The organism is Dechloromonas sp. ZY10, assembly GCF_041378895.1.
Classification (GTDB): Bacteria; Pseudomonadota; Gammaproteobacteria; order Burkholderiales; family Rhodocyclaceae; genus Azonexus; species Azonexus aquae.
In genome coordinates this window covers 1,455,680-1,473,513 of record NZ_CP144212.1, presented here as the reverse complement: position 1 = coordinate 1,473,513, position 17,834 = coordinate 1,455,680, and the positions used below count along the sequence as shown (strand labels likewise).

Genomic DNA, 17,834 nt, shown 5'->3' with positions numbered 1-17,834 from the left:
GTTCGTCCCTATTATTCCACGGAGTTCCTATGTCCTCTTCGATCTTTGCAGCGGTGGAAATGGCCCCGCGCGATCCGATCCTCGGCCTGAACGAAGCCTTCAATGCCGACACGCGCGACACCAAGGTCAACCTCGGCGTTGGCGTCTACTTTGACGACAACGGCAAGATTCCGCTGCTGGCCGCCGTCAAGGCCGCCGAAGAGACCCGCCTGAAGGCCGCCCCGCCGCGCGGCTACCAGCCGATCGAAGGCCCGGCCGCCTACACCGGCGCGGTGCAGAACCTGCTCTTCGGCCAGGGTTCCGACCTGCTCGCCGCCGGCCGCGTGATCACCGCTCAGGCCATTGGCGGCACCGGCGCCCTGAAAATCGGTGCCGACTACCTGAAGCGCCTCAACCCGGAAGCCAAGGTCTATATCTCCAACCCGTCCTGGGAAAACCACCGTGCGCTGTTCGAAGCCGCTGGTTTCGTCGTGGAAGACTACGCTTACTACGATGCCGCTACCCGCGGCGTGAACTTCGCCGGCATGGTCGCCGACCTGAACAAGATGGCCCCGGGCTCGGTCGTGCTGCTGCACGCCTGCTGCCACAACCCGACCGGCGCCGACATGAGCGATGCCCAGTGGGCAGAAGTCGTCGGCATCTGCAAGGAACGCGGCCTGGTGCCCTTCCTCGACATGGCCTACCAGGGCTTTGCCGACGGCATCGACGCCGACGCCGTCGCCATCCGCGCCTTCTCCGCCTCCGGCCTGCAGTTCTTCGCTTCCAGCTCGTTCTCCAAGAACTTCTCGCTGTACGGCGAGCGCGTCGGCGCCCTGTCCATCGTCACCGCCTCCAAGGACGAATCGGCCCGCGTCATGTCGCAGGTCAAGCGCGTCATCCGCACCAACTACTCCAACCCGCCGATCCACGGTGCCGCCCTGGTCTCCGGCGTGCTCGCCTCGACCGAACTGCGCGCCCAGTGGGAAGCCGAACTGGCCGGCATGCGCGACCGTATCCGTGCCATGCGTACCGGTCTGGTCGACGCCATCAAGGCGACCGGTTGTGCCCAGGACTTCTCCTTTGTCGTGCAACAGCGCGGCATGTTCTCCTACACCGGCCTGACCGCCGCCCAGGTTGAACGGATGAAGGAAGAATTCGGCATCTACGCCGTGTCCACCGGCCGTATCTGTCTGGCCGCGCTGAACAGCAAGAACATTGACTACGTCGCCAAGGCTATTGCTGCCGTGACCAAATAAGCAGCAAGACTGCTACAGCAAAAATGGCGGGAGCGATCCCGCCATTTTTTTGTTCATCACAGCTTGCCGGAATAGCCCGCTGACTCGTTCATTTCCGACAAGCCCCTCCGGCCATCTTGCCAGCCCTCAGGCAAGCACCGAGCTGCGCAGGGCAAGCTGCTTAAGCCGGTTTTTGCCGTTAGTTACGGTCGACCATAATCAACGGCAAAAAAACAATTCTTGCCGGACCATCCCCTGCCGCGTCCCGGCCTCAACGACTGCCCCGACCATCCGGCACATGCCGAAAAACTGGCGCCGGATTACCGCGATAGCCACGTCAACCTGTACCCCCCTGCTCGCTTCGCCGAGGCTTCCGCACGTCGGCCATCCCCCGTCCCGGCAGCATGACCGCTCGCTCCCGCTGCTGCCCTTCGCCGGTGCTTTGCAACGACATGCAAGCTGCCAACCGTGCGATTCGACCCGGCACGAATTGACCGTTCACTGCGCACTGAAAATCCCATGCTCGCTGCCAGCGACTGGACCGAGCACCAGCAATCCTCCGATTTTTTCGGCCAGCCTCCCACAGTTTTTCCTTGACGGCGGAAAAAGTTCAATCAAATTGCCAAAACAATATTGACAACGATTCTCAATACGATAATATGAGAACAATTCTCAATTATTTGCAATCCATCATGCTGCAAACCCCTAGCACACCCTCGCAACCGGTCCGCACCGAAGCCAGCGACAGCAAGACCTGCATCGACAGCCGGCAACTCCTGGCCGGCCGGAACCTGATCGAAATTGAGCATGCCGGACAGCGTTACCAGTTGCGCGTCACCCGCGAAAACAAGCTGATCCTGACCAAATAGCCAGTGCGCAACTGTCGAGTACCACTTTCCCTCTCTCCGTTGTAATCCTTCCCACAGCCAGCCAGCATCTGCAAGCAAGCCACGGGTTTTTTGTGTCTTGCGGATGCTGCGAAAGATCATGAGTTACGCCCTTTCCTCTTCCGCTGCCGGTCGTCGCAGCAGCCTGCTCGGTCTCGTCATCGGTCTGCATGTCGGCGTTTTTGCGCTGATCATGGCCGCCAAGACGGTGGTGCCGCAGATTCTCGAAATGCCGCTGATCGTCGACCTGATTCCACCGGTCGAAGCACCCAAGCCGCCAGAAGCCAAGCCTTTGCCGATGGCCAAGCCGCAAGCAGTGCGCCCGCAACCGCAACCCAAGCCGGCGCAGCCGCAGATCGAAGCCACCACCAGCACCGTCCCAGCCCCGGCCGCGCCGGTCGCCCCGGTGGTCGAAAGCAAGCCGACACCGCCGGCTCCACCGGCGCCCGAGCCGGTCAGCCAGGCCCGCTTCGACGCCGACTACCTGAAAAATCCGGCCCCAGCTTACCCGCCGCTCTCCCGCCGCATGGGCGAGGAAGGCAAGGTCATCCTGCGCGTTTCGGTCACCCCGCAAGGGACCGCCGACAACGTCGAAATCAAGACTTCCTCCGGCAGTGCCCGTCTCGACGAGGCCGCCCAGAAAACCGTTCGCACCTGGAAATTCGTCGCCGCCAAGCGCGGTGACACCCCGGTCCAAAGCTGGGTCCTGGTTCCCATCATCTTCAAACTGGAGCAATAAGACATGGACAACACGCAAAACGCTTTCGGCTTCGCCCACCTCTGGGCGGCCGGCGATGCCATCTCGCACAGCGTCGCGGTCATCCTGGCCCTGATGTCGGTCGCCAGCTGGTACCTGATCCTGGCCAAGGCCTGGGACTGGTACAACATGCGCCGCGCCGCCCGCGCCGTCGGCGCCTTCTGGGGCGCCCGCAGCGTCGCCGAGGGTCTCGACCGCCTGCGCGAAGCCGGCGAGGACAGCCCCTACGCCCAACTCGCCGCCCAGGCCAATTGCTGCAACAACGACTGCGAAGCCGCGACCGGCCGCCTCGCTTCCCGCTTCGACCCGGCCGAGCAGATGGAACGCGCCCTGCGCCAGCAACTGTCGACGACCCAGGCCGGCATGGAAAACGGTCTGACCCTGCTCGCCACCACCGGCGCCACCGCACCGTTCGTCGGTCTCTTCGGCACCGTCTGGGGCATCTACCACGCGCTGGTCGCGATCGGCCTCTCCGGCCAGGCCGCGCTGGAAAAGGTCGCCGGCCCGGTCGGCGAAGCGCTGATCATGACCGCCGCCGGCCTCGCCGTCGCGCTGCCCGCAGTGTTCGCCTACAACGCCTTCACCCGCGCCAACCGCGTCATCCTCGCCGACCTCGACGCCTTCGCCCACGACCTGCACGCCTTCTTCACCGTCGGCAAACCTTTCGTCGCCAACAGCGCCCAGATCCACCCGATGCGCGCCCGTGCTGCGGCAGAGGTGGCTTAAATGGCGATGGGTTCGTTCAACTCCGGCGGCAGCCAGATGCCGACCGCCGAAATCAACATGACGCCACTGGTCGACGTGATGCTGGTGCTGCTGATCATCTTCATCATCACCGCGCCGCTGATGACCCATTCGGTCAAGGTTGACCTGCCGCGCGCCGCCAGCACCCCGACCCCGGAAAAGCCGATGACCCTGCAGGTTGCGATCAACGCCGACAACCAGGTTTTTGTCGGTTCCGAGCCGGTCGACCGTAACAGCCTCGAAGCCAAGTTCCGCGATGCGGTGCAGCAGGATGCCAATGTCGAAATGCACCTCAAGGCCGACCGCGTCACCCGTTACGAAACGGTTGCTGAGACCATGAGCGCGGCCCGTCGGGCCGGTCTCAGCAAGATCGGCTTCGTCACCCAGCCCGGACAGGGTTAAGGCCTTTTGCCCTCCGCCAAGCCGCCTACGGGCGGCTTTGGCAGTGAACCGGCGGGAAAACAGACCTGAGTCGTGCCGCCAAACCAATCTTCAGGGAGGATCAGCATGCGTCACACCCATCTCAAACCGATTGCCGCCGCACTGGCACTATGCTTTGCCTGGCCGGCACTGGCCGACAAGCAACTCGGCGAGGTCACCGTTTCCGGCGGCCGCGCGGTGGGCGCCAAGCCGCAATTGCGCGATGAGATCGTTGCCACCGAATCGATCGGTGCCCGCGAACTGGAAAAAACCGGGGCGACCATGCTCACCGAGGCGCTCGACAAGCGCCCGGGAATCGCTGTCCAGGCCGAATGCTCGATCTGCAACGTGCGCAACGTGGTCCTCAACAACCTGCCCGGCCGCTACACCACGCTGCTGATCGACGGCATCCCGATCTTTTCGTCGGTCTCGACCGCGTACGGCCTCGACAGCGTCAATCTCGGCGGCATCGAACGGATCGACATTTCACGGGGTGCGGGGACCAGTCTGATCGCCCCCGAAGCGCTGGCTGGCTCGGTCAATATCGTGACCCGCCGCCCGACCAGGGATGAATTCATCGCCAACCAACAGTTCGGCAGCTACGGCCAGAACAGCACCGACCTGTTCGCCGCCAAGGCTTTCGAACGCGGCGCCGTAACCGCCAACTTCCAGCACAACCGGCATAACACGGTCGACGCCGACAGGAACGGCGTTTCCGAATATACCGGCTACGAGCGCAAGCTCGGCGGCATCGGTTTCTTCGCCGACGATCTCGGCGGCTTCAAGCTCAAGGGCCGCTTCGACGTGGTCGACGAAAAGCGCATGGGCGGAGCGATGGGCCGCGACTACAGCGGCGTCAAGGCCGACGGCGGCGGCAATGGTTTTGACTGGAGCCGGGGTGCCAACGGCTCACCCGACCCGCGTGGCTGGGTGACGCCAGATGGCAGCGGCAGCGACCTGCTGCGCAACGGCCAGGCCGGACGTTTCTACACCGATGGCCGGGCCGGCATGTCGGAGATCATTTTCACCGAGCGCAAGCAGTTTGTTTCCAGCGCCACCCGTGCCCTCGGCGCCGGCAGCCTGCGCCTGGCCTTCGGCTACGCCAACCACAAGCAGGATTCGTTCTACGAAAAGGCGCTCTACCAGGCGGCGCAGGATCAGTACTACTTCGAGGCGAGCACCCAGCAGCCGCTCGGCGCCACCTTGCTCACCGTCGGCACCAGCTACCGTTACGAAGACCTCAATAGCCGGGGCCGCGACGCCAGTGGCCGGATCAACGATGGCATCGACAATTACAAGTACCGCACCCCCGGCGCCTTCGTTCAGGCCTACCGTGCCTTCTTCGACGGCGATGTCGAGGTGAACGGGTCGCTGCGTTACGACAACCACAATGTTTTCGGCGGCATCACCAGCCCGCGCCTGAACGTGCTGTGGAACCACAGCCACGAACTCAACAGCCGCTTTGCCGTCGGCCACGGCTACCGCGCCCCGACCTCGTTCTTCGAACAGGACCACGGGATTCTCGATACCACTCGCATCGTCCGCGAAATCAAGAAGCCGGAAACCGCCGACAACCTTTCCTACGCACTGTCCTACGCCGGCGACCGCCTGGCCTGGGTCGGCTCGCTGAACTACAACCGGATCAAGAATATGGCACTGCTCAACTCGGGCGCCACCGATCCGCTGACCGGCGACCCGATTACCCGCTTCACCTCGGCCCGACAGCCGGTGACCGTGATCGGCGGCGACCTGACCGTCACCTACAAGCTGACACCGCAGCTGGAAGCGACGATTGCCGGCGAACACTTCAAGTACGATTTTTCGGAAGCCGGCACGCTCGCCTTCGCCCGTCCCGAGACCCGCGCCTATCTCCGTCTTGACTACGACAGCGGCCCGTGGACCGGAATGCTGCGGGCGACCTGGACCGGGCCGATGGACCTGGCCAAGTTCTACGACTACGACAACAACCAGCGCTTCAACTTCGACGGCAGCCCGAAACGCCGTAAAAGCCCGGCTTACTGGGTCGTCGATGCGCGCGGTGAATACCGCCTGAACAAGCAGTGGTCTGCCTACCTGGGTGTCGATAACTTGTTTGACTTCAAGCAGTCAGACAAGGAAAGCATGCTCTGGATCGACGCCGCCGGCAGCTACGATGTGACCCATATCTGGGGTCCGAACCGGGGTCGCTTCATCTACGGCGGAGTCAAGTTTGCGTTGTAAGCCCGCCCGATTGCCACTTCCGCCCGTCCCGGCTCCGGCCCGGACGGGCTTTGCCCTTACTCGCCCCGGCCGCGCTGGCTGCTTATGCTTAGCGGTGCTGCTGGGCGGAATCTCCACGGTCCACGCCGAAAATTCGGCATTTTCCGACGCTACCCTGGATTTCGAACTGGCGGCCAACGAAGGTTTTGTTCGCCTGGCCAACTTGCCGCCACAAGTCTCGGTAGTCAATTTCTGGCGCAGCGACTGCCCGCCCTGTGTCCGCGAACTGCCGACCCTGCTGCGGAGCGCCGAGGCACATGCCGGCCGCGCCCGGATTGTCACCGTCGCGCTGCAACGTCCGGCGGAAACCGAACGTGCCCCCGCACCGGCCCGCGCCGCGCTACGCTCCCCACTGCTGCTGCTGCACGGACCGAGCGAGCCACGCGGCTTGCTCGCCCGTTTCGGTAACCGCAGCGGCGCCCTGCCCTATACTCTCGTCCTCACCCCGGATCGCCGTCCCTGTGCCCGCCACAGCGGCGAAATCGGCGAGCAGTGGCTGCACCAGGCCATCGCCCGCTGCCAAACAGCCTGAACCCATGACTCAAACCTCTGCCAGCGCCATCCTCCTGGTCGGCCATCCCAACGTCGGCAAATCGGTCCTTTTCCATCGCCTGACCGGCGCCTACGTCAATGTCTCGAACTACCCCGGCACCACCGTCGAAGTCACCCGCGCCAGCGCCCGCTTCGATGGCAGCGCCAGCCTGCTCGACACCCCCGGCGTGCTCGCCCTGCCCTCGCGCAGTGACGACGAACGGGCGACGATGCGCGCGCTGCTCGGCGAAGACGCCCGCTGCTGGCTGCAGGTCGGCGATGCCAAGAATCTGCGCCGGACGCTGACGCTGACCGCGCTCCTCGCCGAACTCGGCGTGCCGATGGTGCTGACCCTGAACATGCACGACGAGGCGGCCGCCCGTGGCGTCACCGTCGATCTGGCGGCGCTCGCTGAAGAACTCGGGATTCCGGTGCTGGCCACCGTCGCCACCGGCGGCGAAGGCATCGAGGCGCTGACCCAGAGCCTGCCGCAAGCCCGGCGCCCCGATCCGCTGCTGCGCTACGATGCCGCCAGCGAAACCGCAATTGGCGAAATGGCGGCGGCCATCGCCGAACTGGCGCCGCACCCGCAGCTAAACGCACGCGGCCTAGCCATCCTCTATCTCGGCAACGACGGCCAGGTCGAAAGCTGGCTGCATGAGCGCGCCGGCGAGCACTACGGTCAACTGGCCGACATCCGTAAAAATGCGCAAGCCCGCTGGCACGGCAAGTTGCCCGCCGAACTTGCCCGTGAGCGGACCCAGGCCGCCGATGCGCTGGCCGCCAGCGTAATCCGGCGCAGCGCCCAAAGCAGCCCGCTGCTCTCGCAACGCATCGGCCAATACGTGGTGCATCCGCTGTGGGGCATTCCCTGCCTGCTTGCCGTCTTGTTTGCGGTTTATGAATTCGTCGGCGTCTTCGGCGCCACCACCCTCGTCGGCCTGCTTGAGGAAGACCTCTTCGAAGGCCTCCTCAACCCGGCCTTCACCCAGTTCGTCGAAACCACGGTCGACCAGCCCTGGCTGGCCGAATTGCTGGTCGGCCAGTACGGCCTATGGACCATGGGCATGACCTACGCGCTGGCGCTGATTCTGCCCATCGTCACCACCTTCTTCATCGCCTTTGGCGTGCTCGAGGATTCCGGCTATCTGCCCCGGTTAACCGTGATCGCCAACCGGCTCTTCGCTGCCATCGGCCTCAACGGCCGCGCCGTGCTGCCGATGGTGCTCGGCCTCGGCTGCGTGACGATGGCGACACTGACCACGCGCATCCTGCATTCGCCTCGCGAACGCCTGATCACCACCTTCCTACTGGCGCTGGCGATCCCCTGCTCAGCGCAGCTCGGCGTGGTTCTCGGCATGCTTGGCGGCGTCTCCTTCCAGGCGCTGCTGGTGTGGGCCCTGGCCATGGTCGGCGTACTGCTGCTGGCCGGCTTCCTGGCCGCCCGGCTGATTCCCGGCCGCCGTATTCCGCTGGTCACCGAACTGCCGCCGATGCGCCTGCCCATCCTCGGCAACGTGCTGAAGAAGACCGGCGGCCGCCTCAAGTGGTATCTGATCGAAGTGATCCCGCTGTTCCTGCTCGGCACCCTGATCATGTACTCGCTCGACAAATTCGGCATCCTGCCGGCGATCATCCGCCTCGGCGAACCGCTGGTCAGCGGCTGGCTCGGCCTGCCGCCGGCAGCCTCAGCTGCCTTCGTGATGGGCTTTTTGCGCCGTGACTTCGGCGCCACCGGCCTGTTCGCGATGGCTGGCAGCCTCGACCCGATTCAGGCGGTGGTCGGGATGATCACCATCACCCTGTTCATCCCCTGCTTTGCCAGCCTGATGATGATGGTCAAGGAACAAGGCCTGAAAACCGCGCTCGGCATGGTCGCGACCATTGTTCCCTTCGCCTTTTTCGTTGGCGGTCTGTTCAATCTGGCGCTGCGCGCGCTGTGGTCCTGAGGCACCTGCCCATGAGTCCGAAATCCAATTCCCACGCGGCAGCCCGCCTGCCGCTGGCCTTCATTCCTGCCGGCCAGCGGGTCTGCCTGGCCGAACTCGGCGATGAAATCGATCCCTTGCAACGCGAACAACTAACCGCCTATGGCCTGGCGCTCGGGCAGCCACTGACCGTGCTGCAGCAGCGGCCGATGACCGTGATCCTTGCCGACGAGGTTGAATTGGCACTCGAACACGCCATTGCCCGGCACATCTGGGTAGAAAACGAAAAAACCCCGAAACACAAATGAGAACAGTTCCTAATTCATTGTAATCAAAGAACTTTTTTTCAAATCGCGCTTCTAAGACGGGACGCAAGCGCCTACAATGGCGCCCGGCAATCGCCGGGATCAGCCAGCCGAGGTCTGCCAGCCAGTCCGTCCCCCACACTCCCAGGAGAAAAAGCCATGAAGGGCGACAAGAAAATCATCGAGATCCTCAACGATCTCCTCGCCGGCGAATTGACCGCCGTCGACCAATACCTGATTCACGGCGAAATGTACGCCGACATGGGCCTCAACGAGCTGGCCGAAAAGTCGATCCACGAATCCGACCACGAACGCCAGCATGCCCGCGCGCTGATCCAGCGCATCCTCTTCCTTGAAGGCAAGCCGAATCTGGAAAAGCGTGAAGCGCTGAAAGTCGGCAAGAGCGTGCCGGACATGCTCAAGGCCGACCTCGACGTGGAATACAAGGTCGACGGCGAACTGAAGAAGGCCATCGCCGCCTGTGAAAAAGCCCAGGACTACGTCACCCGCGACATGCTGCAAGTGCAGTTGGAAGACACCGAAGTCGACCACGCCTACTTCCTGGAAAAGCAGTTGCGCCTGATCGAGATGATCGGCCTGCCCAACTATCTGCAGAGCCAGATGGGCTCCGGCAGCCCGAGCTGAGGAGACCGCGATGAAAGGTAACAAGAAGGTCATCGAAGTCCTGAATAAGGTCCTCAAGAACGAACTGACCGCGATCAACCAGTACTTCCTGCACGCCCGGATGTTCCGCAACTGGGGCCTGGAGAAGCTCAACGACTACCAGTACAAGCAGTCGATCCGGGTGATGAAGGAAGCCGACGAACTGATCGAGCGCATCCTCTTCCTCGAAGGCCTGCCCAACCTGCAGAACCTCGGCAAATTGCTGATCGGCGAGCATGTCGCCGAATGCCTGCAAGGCGACCTCAAGTACGAGCAGGAAATCCAGCGCCCGCAGCTGATTGAAGCCATTGCCCTGTGCGAGGAGCAGCAGGATTACGTCAGCCGCGAATTGCTCGAAGACCTGCTCGAAGGCTGCGAGGAAGCGATCGACTGGATCGAGACCCAGCATAGCCTGATCGACGCCGTGACCCTGCCCAACTACCTGCAGACGCAGATGGGCAGCGGCGACTGACCCCGACCCGGCGGCCATCGCCGCCGGTCGTTTTGGGTCATCCATTTAGGGCAGCCCGATTGGGGCCGCTTTAAAGAGGCTACGCCTACTACCGCCAGTTACGCTTGCCGGCCACCGTCACCGGCCGCAGCCCCCGCCCCAAACTTCCACCGGCATTTTTGCCGCCAAGCCACGTTGACCGTGGCTTTTTTCATTTTTCCTGCCCTGATTTTGCCTTGCTGCACCCGGTCTTGTCCCGGCTGTCGCCCCCACGCGGCCCGGTAGCGAGTCGGAGTCAGGCCACCTGCCGCCACGCCTGCGGCGGCGTAAAAGCTTCGACCAGGGTTTGCAAGGCGCGTAGCGGCGATACTTCGTGGCGACGAATCAGGCCAGTCGGCACCCGGGCAATTTCATCCGGTACCGGGGTGATGATCAGTTCGGAGGCCTGCCGCGACTGTTCGACAATCCGCCGCGGCATCAGGGTCCAGCCAAGGCCGACCGAAACGCAGCCGAGAATGCCGTCCAGCGTACCGAACTCCATCACATCTGCCGTCGCATGCCCGATGCTGCGCTGCCAGGCCAGTGCCCGGGTGCGATAGGCACATCCCTCGCGAAACAGGATCAACGGTAGCCGGACCGGATCGCAACCGGTGGCATGCACCTGCACCAGTTCTTCGGCCACCACTTCGCTGAAAGTCAGGTCCGGATGCACGACCGGGCCGGCGACGAAGGCCGCGTCAAGCTTGTGGGCCAGCACCTTGTCCACCAGCCGGGCAGTCGGCTCGGTATACACCCGCAACTCAACCTTGGGATGCGCGCTGCGCACTGCTTTCAGGGCCTGCGGCAGATGCAGTGCGGCAAAGGTTTCCATCGCACCGATCCGCAGTTCGCCGGAACACTCGCCAACCTGACGCACGGCGGCGAGCGTCTGGCGCTCCAGCTCCAGCATCCGCCGCGCATAGTCGAGCAGCACCCGGCCAGCCGGCGCCAGTTCCAACCCGCGTCCCTTGCGTTGAAACAGCTCGCTGGCGAACTCGTCCTCCAGCTTGCGAATGCGGCCGGTCACGTTCGACTGCACGGTATTCAGCCGGCCGGCCGCCGCCAGAATGCCACCGGCCTCGACCACGGCAACGAAGGTGCGGAGTGCGATCAATTCCATACCATTCTCCAAAATCGAACAATTGATTCTTGATAAATCATTTGAACAGATAGCTTAGCGCGTTTATCGTAGGTGAAGCAATTCTGTATCAGGAGAAACACCATGAATTCCAGCAATGAACGATCGCGCCAGCGCTACCGGGTGATGGGCGCGGGCATTTTCAGCCTGCTGCTGACCCTCGGCGTTGCCCGCTTTGCCTACACGCCGCTGCTGCCCTTGATGCAGCAACAAGCGGGGCTGGGGCTGGCCGAAGGCGGCTGGCTGGCAGCGATCAACTACGCCGGCTATCTGTCCGGCGCGCTGATCGCGGCGTCGATTTCCGACCTCCACCTCAAGGACCGCCTGTACCGGGTCGGCCTGTTGCTGGCGATTGCCAGCACGCTGCTGATGGGCCTGACCACCGACCTGTGGATCTGGCTGCTATCGCGCTATTTCGCCGGACTGGCCAGCGCCGCCGCGATGCTGCTCGGCACCGGGCTGATCCTCAACTGGCTGATCCGCCATCAGCAACGCCCGGAACTCGGCATCCACTTCGCCGGCATCGGCCTCGGCATTGCCGGCTGCTCGGCGGCAGTGTGGCTACTGACCCCGGCGCTCGACTGGCGCGAGCAGTGGTTCGCCTTCAGTGCCCTCGCCTGCCTACTGCTGATCCCGGCCTGGCGCTGGCTGCCACCGCCCGATAACTCGGGCCTCACCGCCGGCGGGCAGAAGCTGGTCGACAACCCGCCGTCGCCGCTCTTCCTCAAGCTGTTCATGGCGATGTATTTCTGCGCCGGGGTCGGCTTCGTGGTCACCACCACCTTCATCGTTGCCATCGTCAACCACCTGCCGGACATGGCCGGTCAGGGCACCAAGATTTTCCTGGCGATCGGCATCGGCGCTGCGCCGGCCTGCATTTCCTGGGACTTCATCGCCCGCCGCAGCGGCGAACTGAATGCGCTGATCCTCGCCGCCGCCTTGCAGATCGTCGGCATCCTGCTGCCGATCACCGTCCCCGGCCTGCTGCCGGCGATCTTCGCGGCCCTGCTCTTCGGCTCGACCTTCGTCGGCATGGTCAGCCTGGTGCTGACCATGGCCGGGCGCTACTACCCGACCAAGCCGGCCAAGATGATGGGCAAGATGACCCTTTCCTACGGCGCAGCGCAGATCATGGCGCCGGCACTGACCGGCTGGCTGGCGACCCGTACCGGCGACTACACCGCCGGGCTGTGGCTGGCCGCCGCGATCATGGCCATCGGCACCGGGCTGCTGTTCGTGCTGAAAGCCGTCGAACAGCGCGAAAAGGTCGCTGAACAGGCCTATGCCTGACCGGCTCTGAGCGGATCGCCAAAGCAAAACAGCGCGCCGGGACGAAAATCCCGGCGCGCTGTTTTTGTCTCGGCTGGTTTTTGGCTGGCTTTGGCTGCTTGTCGGCTATTTTTTGCCATTGCCACGGTCGACCGTGGGAAACGGAAAAAACCGCCAAAACCGCTTAGCCCACCTCGACCCCGGCCGGGCCATCGACGATTTCGCCGACCACCGCCGCATGGTTGAAACCGTGCTGCAGGAAGGCCGACAACACTTCGGTGACGGTATCCGGGGCGCAGGCAACGAGCAAGCCGCCCGAAGTTTGCGGGTCGGTGAGCAGGGCGCGGTCGAGGTCGCCGACACTGGCGGCCAGACTGACTTCTGCGCCGTAGCTGGCCCAGTTGCGGCCGGAAGCACCGGTGATGTAACCCGCCGCCGCAAACTCGCGGGCGCGCGGCAACAGCGGAATGTCGGCCAGATTGAGGCGGGCGCGCAGGCCACTGCCGCGTGCGATTTCGAGCAGATGCCCGAGCAGGCCGAAGCCGGTCACGTCGGTCAGCGCATGCACGCCGTCGAGACAGGCAAGCAACTGCCCCGGCGTATTGAGCCGGGTTGTGGCATCGACCATCGCGGCGTAATCGCCCGAATGCAATTGCTCCTTCTTCAGTGCCGCGCTGTACACGCCGACGCCGAGCGGCTTGCCGAGAATCAGCTTGTCGCCGGGACGGGCGCCGGAATTGCGCTTGAGGTGGCGCGGATCGACCAGGCCGATGGCGACCAGGCCGTAAATCGGCTCGACCGAGTCGATGGTGTGGCCGCCGGCAATCGGAATCCCGGCCGCCTTGCACACGCTTTCGCCGCCGGCCAGGATGCGGCCGATGGTCTCCAGCGGCAGCACATTGACCGGCATGCCGACCAGTGCCAGGGCGAACAGCGGCGTGCCGCCCATCGCATAAACGTCGGAAATGGCGTTGGTCGCGGCGATGCGGCCAAAGTCGTAGGGGTCGTCGACAATCGGCATGAAGAAATCAGTGGTCGCGACAATCGCCTGGGTTTCGTTGATCTGGTAAACCGCTGCGTCGTCGCTGGTCTCGGTGCCGACCAGCAGTTGCGGCGGGACGATGCCAGCCACGCCGGAGGCAGCGAGAATCTGGCGCAGCACGGCGGGTGCGATCTTGCAACCGCAACCGCCGCCGTGCGACAGCTGGGTCAGGCGCGGCGGTGCGCCGTTCGTATTAGAGGCTTGAGTCATGCAGGGCTCTCGGCACGTTATTCGGCATCAAAACCGGCGTCTTCAATCGCCGCCAGCAAGTCAGCGCGGCTGATCTGCTGCGGGTCGAAGCTGACCTGCGCGGCGTTCTGTTCCAGCGATACTTCGGCGCTGGCCACCCCGGGCAAGGCGGCAAGCACGCCGCCGATATTCTTGACGCAGCCCTGGCAGCTCATGCCGCCGATCTTGATTTCGGTACTTGTTTGCGTACTTCCCACGGTCGACTCCTGAAAAAGTGAATTTTTAACGCCCGGCGCGCCAGCGCTTGAGCAGCAGCGAATTGCTGACCACCGACACCGAACTTGCCGCCATCGCCGCGCCGGCGATCACCGGGTTGAGCAGGCCGAAGGCGGCGGCGGGAATGCCGAGCACGTTGTAAATGAAGGCGAAGAACAGGTTCTGGCGGATCTTGCCCAGCGTCGCCCGCGACAGGTCGATGGCGTCGGCCAGACCGTGCAGGTCGCTGCGGATCAGCGTCAGGTCGGCGGCCTCGACCGCCGCATCGGAGCCGGCGCCCATCGCGAAGCCGACATCGGCAGCGGCCAGCGCCGGCGCATCGTTGATCCCGTCGCCAACCATCGCCACCAGCGCCTTGGCGTCCATCGCCTGGGCGGCAGCGCGCAGTTCGCCGATGGCAGAGGCTTTGTCACCGGGCAGGATGCCGGCACGGAATTCATCGACCCCGGCCTCGGCGGCAATCGCCGCCGCCGTCAGCGCCTGGTCGCCGGTCAGCATCACCACCCGGATCCCCTGTGCCCGCAACCGCGCCACCGCCGCCCGCGAGGTCGGACGCAAGGCATCGGCAATCGCCAGCACGCCAAGCACCGTCGGCCCGGCTGCCGCTGGATTGGCTTCCACTTGATTGGCAGCGGCCTGCAGCGCGGCAGACTCGGTGGCAGATTCGGCGACGGATTGCGCCCCCGGCCACTCGGCCAGCACCACCACCGTCTTGCCCATCTGCTGCAGGCGCTTGACCTCAGGATCGTCGGCCAGCCCCAGCCAGACCGGCGAACCGAGGCGCAGCTGGCGTTCGCCGCTCGGCGTCGTCACCCGCGCCTCGACGCCGTGGCCGGGCAGTGCCCGGAAGTCGCGCACTGGTAAAAATTGCGGATTTTTACGGTCGACCGTGAAATGGTGCAAAATTGCCCGCGCCAGCGGGTGTTCGGACGACTGCTCCAGTGCCGCCGCCAGCGCCAGCACAGCATCGGAGGATTCGGCGCGCGGCAGCAGGTCGGTCAACTGCGGCTCGCCGCAGGTCAGCGTGCCGGTCTTGTCGAGTGCCAGTACCTTGATTTTTTCCGCCCGCTCCAGCGCCTCGGCGTTGCGTACCAGCACCCCGGCGCGCGCCCCCTGGCCGGTACCGACCATGATCGCGGTCGGCGTTGCCAGCCCGAGCGCGCAGGGACAGGCAATCACCAGCACCGCGACGGCATTGACCAGCGCCGTCGCAAAACCGGCGCCGGCCAGCCACCAGCCGACGAAGGTGGCCAGCGCCAGCGAGCACACCACCGGCACGAAAATCCCGGAAATCTGGTCGGCCAGCCGCTGCACCGGCGCTTTCGAGCCCTGCGCTTCACCCACCAGACGGATGATTCCGGCCAGCAGCGTCTGCTCGCCGACGCCGGTAGCGCGACAGGTCAACGCCCCTTCGCCGTTATGGGTCGCGGCAAAAACCCGGTCGCCGGGCGCCTTGCCGACCGGCATGCTCTCGCCGGTGAGCATCGCTTCATTGACGCTCGACGCCCCGTCGACCACCTCACCATCGACCGGCACCGCTTCGCCGGGACGGACCAGAAACACATCGCCAGGCATCAGCGCCTCGACCGGCAGTTCCCGCCAGACCACCGCGCCGTCCTGCTCGCGGCGGACGCGGGCAGTCTTCGGCTGCAGCCGGATCAGCGCCTCAATGGCTTCCGAGGTGCGCGCCTTGGCCCGCGCTTCGAGCAGCTTGCCGAGCAGGACCAGGGTGATCACCGCCGCCCCGCCTTCGAAATAGACATGCTCGTCGAGCCCGAACAGGGTCACCACCGCCGACAGCAGCCAGGCCATGGTCGTCCCCAGCGCGACCAGCACGTCCATGTTGGCGCCGCCACCGCGCAGCGCCTTCCAGGCCCCGTCGTAAAAACGCCAGCCGATCCAGAACTGCACCGGTGTCGCCAGCGCCAGCTGCAGCCAGCGCGGCAGTTCGGCGTGGCCATGCCCGTCGGCCGGGAACATCCACAGCATTTGCAGCACCAGCGGCAGGGTCAGCGCGGCGGCGATCCAGAACTGGCGCAATTCCTGCGCATAAGCCGCCTGTTTGGCGGCCTTTTCGCGCTCGCGGGTGCCGGCGTCGACCGGCGTCGCGCTGAAGCCGGCCTTGGCCACGGCGGCGACCACCGCCGCCGCCTCGACCCCGGCCGCCAGGCGCACGCGCGCCCGTTCGGCGGCGAGATTGACGTTGGCCTGCATCCCCGGCTGGCGGTTGAGCACCTTTTCCAGGCGCGTCGAACAGGCGGCACAAGTCATGCCGCCGATGGCGAATTCGACGACCTGTTCGTTGCCCGCAGCGGCTTCCTGCGACGTAGCGCTCATTTGACCAGCAACAGCGGCGTTTTCAGCAGATGCGCGAGCTTTTGCGCCACCGAGCCGAGCAGCAGTCCGGCGAGTGCGCCCCGCCCGTGCGAACCGATCACCACTTGATCGACCGCCAGCAGTTCGGCCTGATGCGCAATGACCTCGGCCGGCAAGCCGACATGCAGATGCGGGATATAGGCCAGCCCGGCCTGCGCCAGCCGCTGCTGCGCTACCGCCAGCACCGCTTCGCCTTCCTCGCGGTAATGCGCTGCCAGCGTTTCCTTGCCGACATGCACCTGCACGCGGCCAAGCGGAATCGGCGGATGCACGTGCAACAGGTGCACTTCCGGCGGCGTCCGCCACTGCGCCGCCAGTCCGATCACATGCTCAAGCGCACGCAGCGAACAATCGGAACCATCGACAGCGAGCAGTAGTTTCATCGTTTCATTTTCCTTCAAGAGCCAGCAGGCGGAACCAGCCGAGCAGGCCATACAGGCCAAAACCGAGCACCAGTGCGCCAGACAACAGGCGTACGACCGGGCGGCGGACGAATTCGTTCAGCCGGGCGAGGACGATCCCGGCGAGCAGCAGATTGGGCAGGGTGCCAAGGCCGAAAGCCAGCATCAGCGCCGCCCCACGCCCGGGCGAGCCGGCGGTCAGGGCTGTCGCCAGCGCGCTATAGACCAGGCCGCAGGGCAACCAGCCCCACAGCAGGCCGAGCGGAAAGGCCTGGGCGACGCTGCGCGCCGGCAGGAAGCGCCGGGTCAGCGGTTGCAGGCGTTGCCACAACAGCTGGCCGGCACGCTCGGTCAGCGCCAGCGCCCGCGTCGCGCCGAGCAGGTAGAGGCCGAGCGCAATCAGCATCAGGTTGGCCAGCAGGTAGAGGGTCAGCCGCACCGGCGCGACGCCGTCGAAGCCCAGGCTGGCGGCGCCGAGCGCTCCGGCCAGGGTGCCGGCCAGCGCATACGAGGCGATCCGTCCACCGTTGTAGGCCAGGTGCAAGGACCAGCGCCCGCTGCCGGGAGCCCCCATGCTCAAGGCGCCGACAATCCCGCCGCACATGCCGACGCAATGAGTGCCGCCAAGCAGACCAACCAGGAACAGCGCGAGATAGCCGGAATCGGGCATGAGCGACGACCGTAATGACAAAGGCCGCAGTGTACCGAAGAGCAACCGCCGGCGTCGACCGGGAATCGAGTGATCGCAGTTGATCCCCCCACCCTGCCGACATCAAGCGAAGCTGCTTGGCGCCAGGTCTGCCCGGCCGCCGGTTGTCCCTGTCGCCGAGTAGCAGCCCGCAGCGTTGCCGATGGGCGAAATATTCGTGCGCTCAGCGGCTTGGCTGCGCCCCCCGGATCAGGACGGAATACTCCGGCAAACCCGGCATGATGCGGGCGGGTGGT

Annotated in this window: 18 protein-coding genes; 12 read left to right on the top strand and 6 right to left on the bottom strand. The window is 64.9% G+C overall.

The genetic code is table 11. The annotated features are described in order from the left end of the window. Positions 1 to 29 precede the first annotated feature (29 nt). From VX159_RS06700 to bfr (VX159_RS06650), 11 genes are all read left to right on the top strand, one after another. A complete protein-coding gene (locus VX159_RS06700) occupies positions 30 to 1,235 on the top strand; it encodes an aromatic amino acid transaminase (protein WP_371325198.1) in 1,206 nt (401 codons plus the stop codon). Positions 1,236 to 1,906: 671 nt separating this feature from the next. Next, positions 1,907 to 2,083: a hemin uptake protein HemP gene (hemP, locus tag VX159_RS06695; protein ID WP_371325197.1), complete on the top strand. Its 177-nt coding sequence runs from the start codon at positions 1,907 to 1,909 to the stop codon at positions 2,081 to 2,083. Positions 2,084 to 2,201: 118 nt separating this feature from the next. Beyond that, positions 2,202 to 2,840: an energy transducer TonB gene (locus tag VX159_RS06690; protein WP_371325196.1), complete on the top strand. Its 639-nt coding sequence runs from the start codon at positions 2,202 to 2,204 to the stop codon at positions 2,838 to 2,840. Between the two features lie 3 nt (positions 2,841 to 2,843). Further along, positions 2,844 to 3,584, top strand: coding sequence for a MotA/TolQ/ExbB proton channel family protein (locus tag VX159_RS06685; RefSeq protein ID WP_371325195.1), 741 nt, complete (start codon positions 2,844 to 2,846; stop codon positions 3,582 to 3,584). Then, a complete protein-coding gene (locus tag VX159_RS06680) occupies positions 3,585 to 4,004 on the top strand; it encodes an ExbD/TolR family protein (protein ID WP_371325194.1) in 420 nt (139 codons plus the stop codon). A 105-nt stretch (positions 4,005 to 4,109) separates the two neighbouring features. Next, positions 4,110 to 6,242, top strand: a complete 2,133-nt coding sequence (locus VX159_RS06675; RefSeq protein WP_371325193.1) for a TonB-dependent receptor plug domain-containing protein — start codon at positions 4,110 to 4,112, stop codon at positions 6,240 to 6,242. Between the two features lie 94 nt (positions 6,243 to 6,336). Further along, complete coding sequence (locus tag VX159_RS06670; protein ID WP_371325192.1) at positions 6,337 to 6,813, top strand: TlpA family protein disulfide reductase; 477 nt, start codon at positions 6,337 to 6,339, stop codon at positions 6,811 to 6,813. Positions 6,814 to 6,817: 4 nt separating this feature from the next. Then, positions 6,818 to 8,761, top strand: coding sequence for a ferrous iron transport protein B (gene feoB / locus VX159_RS06665; protein WP_371325191.1), 1,944 nt, complete (start codon positions 6,818 to 6,820; stop codon positions 8,759 to 8,761). An 11-nt stretch (positions 8,762 to 8,772) separates the two neighbouring features. Then, a complete protein-coding gene (locus tag VX159_RS06660; protein WP_371325190.1) occupies positions 8,773 to 9,048 on the top strand; it encodes a ferrous iron transport protein A in 276 nt (91 codons plus the stop codon). A gap of 156 nt (positions 9,049 to 9,204) precedes the next feature. Next, positions 9,205 to 9,690, top strand: coding sequence for a bacterioferritin (bfr, locus tag VX159_RS06655; protein ID WP_371325189.1), 486 nt, complete (start codon positions 9,205 to 9,207; stop codon positions 9,688 to 9,690). A gap of 10 nt (positions 9,691 to 9,700) precedes the next feature. Next, a complete protein-coding gene (gene bfr / locus VX159_RS06650) occupies positions 9,701 to 10,180 on the top strand; it encodes a bacterioferritin (protein ID WP_371325188.1) in 480 nt (159 codons plus the stop codon). A 274-nt stretch (positions 10,181 to 10,454) separates the two neighbouring features. Here the strand turns inward: bfr (VX159_RS06650) and VX159_RS06645 are convergent, their stop codons facing one another. After that, positions 10,455 to 11,318 carry a LysR family transcriptional regulator gene (locus VX159_RS06645; RefSeq protein ID WP_371325187.1) on the bottom strand — a complete coding sequence of 288 codons (864 nt, stop codon included), beginning with the start codon at positions 11,316 to 11,318 and terminating at the stop codon, positions 10,455 to 10,457. A gap of 102 nt (positions 11,319 to 11,420) precedes the next feature. Between VX159_RS06645 and VX159_RS06640 the strand changes: the two genes are divergently transcribed. Continuing rightward, positions 11,421 to 12,626 carry a YbfB/YjiJ family MFS transporter gene (locus VX159_RS06640; RefSeq protein ID WP_371325186.1) on the top strand — a complete coding sequence of 402 codons (1,206 nt, stop codon included), beginning with the start codon at positions 11,421 to 11,423 and terminating at the stop codon, positions 12,624 to 12,626. Between the two features lie 163 nt (positions 12,627 to 12,789). Here VX159_RS06640 and selD read toward each other — a convergent pair whose 3' ends face one another. Genes selD through VX159_RS06615 form a run of 5 tightly spaced genes read right to left on the bottom strand, consistent with a single transcriptional unit; the run spans position 12,790 to position 17,559 of the window. Continuing rightward, positions 12,790 to 13,857: a selenide, water dikinase SelD gene (gene selD, locus VX159_RS06635; RefSeq protein ID WP_371325185.1), complete on the bottom strand. Its 1,068-nt coding sequence runs from the start codon at positions 13,855 to 13,857 to the stop codon at positions 12,790 to 12,792. Positions 13,858 to 13,874: 17 nt separating this feature from the next. Continuing rightward, on the bottom strand, positions 13,875 to 14,093 hold the full coding sequence (locus tag VX159_RS06630; protein WP_371325184.1) for a heavy-metal-associated domain-containing protein: 219 nt from the start codon (positions 14,091 to 14,093) through the stop codon (positions 13,875 to 13,877). Between the two features lie 25 nt (positions 14,094 to 14,118). After that, on the bottom strand, positions 14,119 to 16,449 hold the full coding sequence (locus tag VX159_RS06625; protein ID WP_371325183.1) for a heavy metal translocating P-type ATPase: 2,331 nt from the start codon (positions 16,447 to 16,449) through the stop codon (positions 14,119 to 14,121). After that, positions 16,446 to 16,871 carry a universal stress protein gene (locus VX159_RS06620; RefSeq protein WP_371325182.1) on the bottom strand — a complete coding sequence of 142 codons (426 nt, stop codon included), beginning with the start codon at positions 16,869 to 16,871 and terminating at the stop codon, positions 16,446 to 16,448. The genes VX159_RS06625 and VX159_RS06620 overlap by 4 nt, the downstream gene beginning before the upstream one ends. Before the next feature lie 4 nt (positions 16,872 to 16,875). After that, positions 16,876 to 17,559 carry a sulfite exporter TauE/SafE family protein gene (locus tag VX159_RS06615; protein WP_371325181.1) on the bottom strand — a complete coding sequence of 228 codons (684 nt, stop codon included), beginning with the start codon at positions 17,557 to 17,559 and terminating at the stop codon, positions 16,876 to 16,878. Positions 17,560 to 17,834: the final 275 nt, after the last annotated feature.

Bases quoted from the DNA above. Each gene is read 5' to 3' on its own strand.
- bfr (WP_371325189.1), top strand. From the start codon at position 9,205: ATGAAGGGCGACAAGAAAATCATCGAGATCCTCAACGATCTCCTCGCC.
- VX159_RS06640 (WP_371325186.1), top strand. From the start codon at position 11,421: ATGAATTCCAGCAATGAACGATCGCGCCAGCGCTACCGGGTGATGGGC.
- VX159_RS06660 (WP_371325190.1), top strand. From the start codon at position 8,773: ATGAGTCCGAAATCCAATTCCCACGCGGCAGCCCGCCTGCCGCTGGCC.
- VX159_RS06615 (WP_371325181.1), bottom strand. From the start codon at position 17,559: ATGCCCGATTCCGGCTATCTCGCGCTGTTCCTGGTTGGTCTGCTTGGC.
- selD (WP_371325185.1), bottom strand. From the start codon at position 13,857: ATGACTCAAGCCTCTAATACGAACGGCGCACCGCCGCGCCTGACCCAG.
- VX159_RS06700 (WP_371325198.1), top strand. From the start codon at position 30: ATGTCCTCTTCGATCTTTGCAGCGGTGGAAATGGCCCCGCGCGATCCG.
- VX159_RS06675 (WP_371325193.1), top strand. From the start codon at position 4,110: ATGCGTCACACCCATCTCAAACCGATTGCCGCCGCACTGGCACTATGC.
- VX159_RS06685 (WP_371325195.1), top strand. From the start codon at position 2,844: ATGGACAACACGCAAAACGCTTTCGGCTTCGCCCACCTCTGGGCGGCC.
- VX159_RS06680 (WP_371325194.1), top strand. From the start codon at position 3,585: ATGGCGATGGGTTCGTTCAACTCCGGCGGCAGCCAGATGCCGACCGCC.
- VX159_RS06620 (WP_371325182.1), bottom strand. From the start codon at position 16,871: ATGAAACTACTGCTCGCTGTCGATGGTTCCGATTGTTCGCTGCGTGCG.
- bfr (WP_371325188.1), top strand. From the start codon at position 9,701: ATGAAAGGTAACAAGAAGGTCATCGAAGTCCTGAATAAGGTCCTCAAG.
- hemP (WP_371325197.1), top strand. From the start codon at position 1,907: ATGCTGCAAACCCCTAGCACACCCTCGCAACCGGTCCGCACCGAAGCC.
- VX159_RS06645 (WP_371325187.1), bottom strand. From the start codon at position 11,318: ATGGAATTGATCGCACTCCGCACCTTCGTTGCCGTGGTCGAGGCCGGT.
- VX159_RS06625 (WP_371325183.1), bottom strand. From the start codon at position 16,449: ATGAGCGCTACGTCGCAGGAAGCCGCTGCGGGCAACGAACAGGTCGTC.
- VX159_RS06690 (WP_371325196.1), top strand. From the start codon at position 2,202: ATGAGTTACGCCCTTTCCTCTTCCGCTGCCGGTCGTCGCAGCAGCCTG.
- feoB (WP_371325191.1), top strand. From the start codon at position 6,818: ATGACTCAAACCTCTGCCAGCGCCATCCTCCTGGTCGGCCATCCCAAC.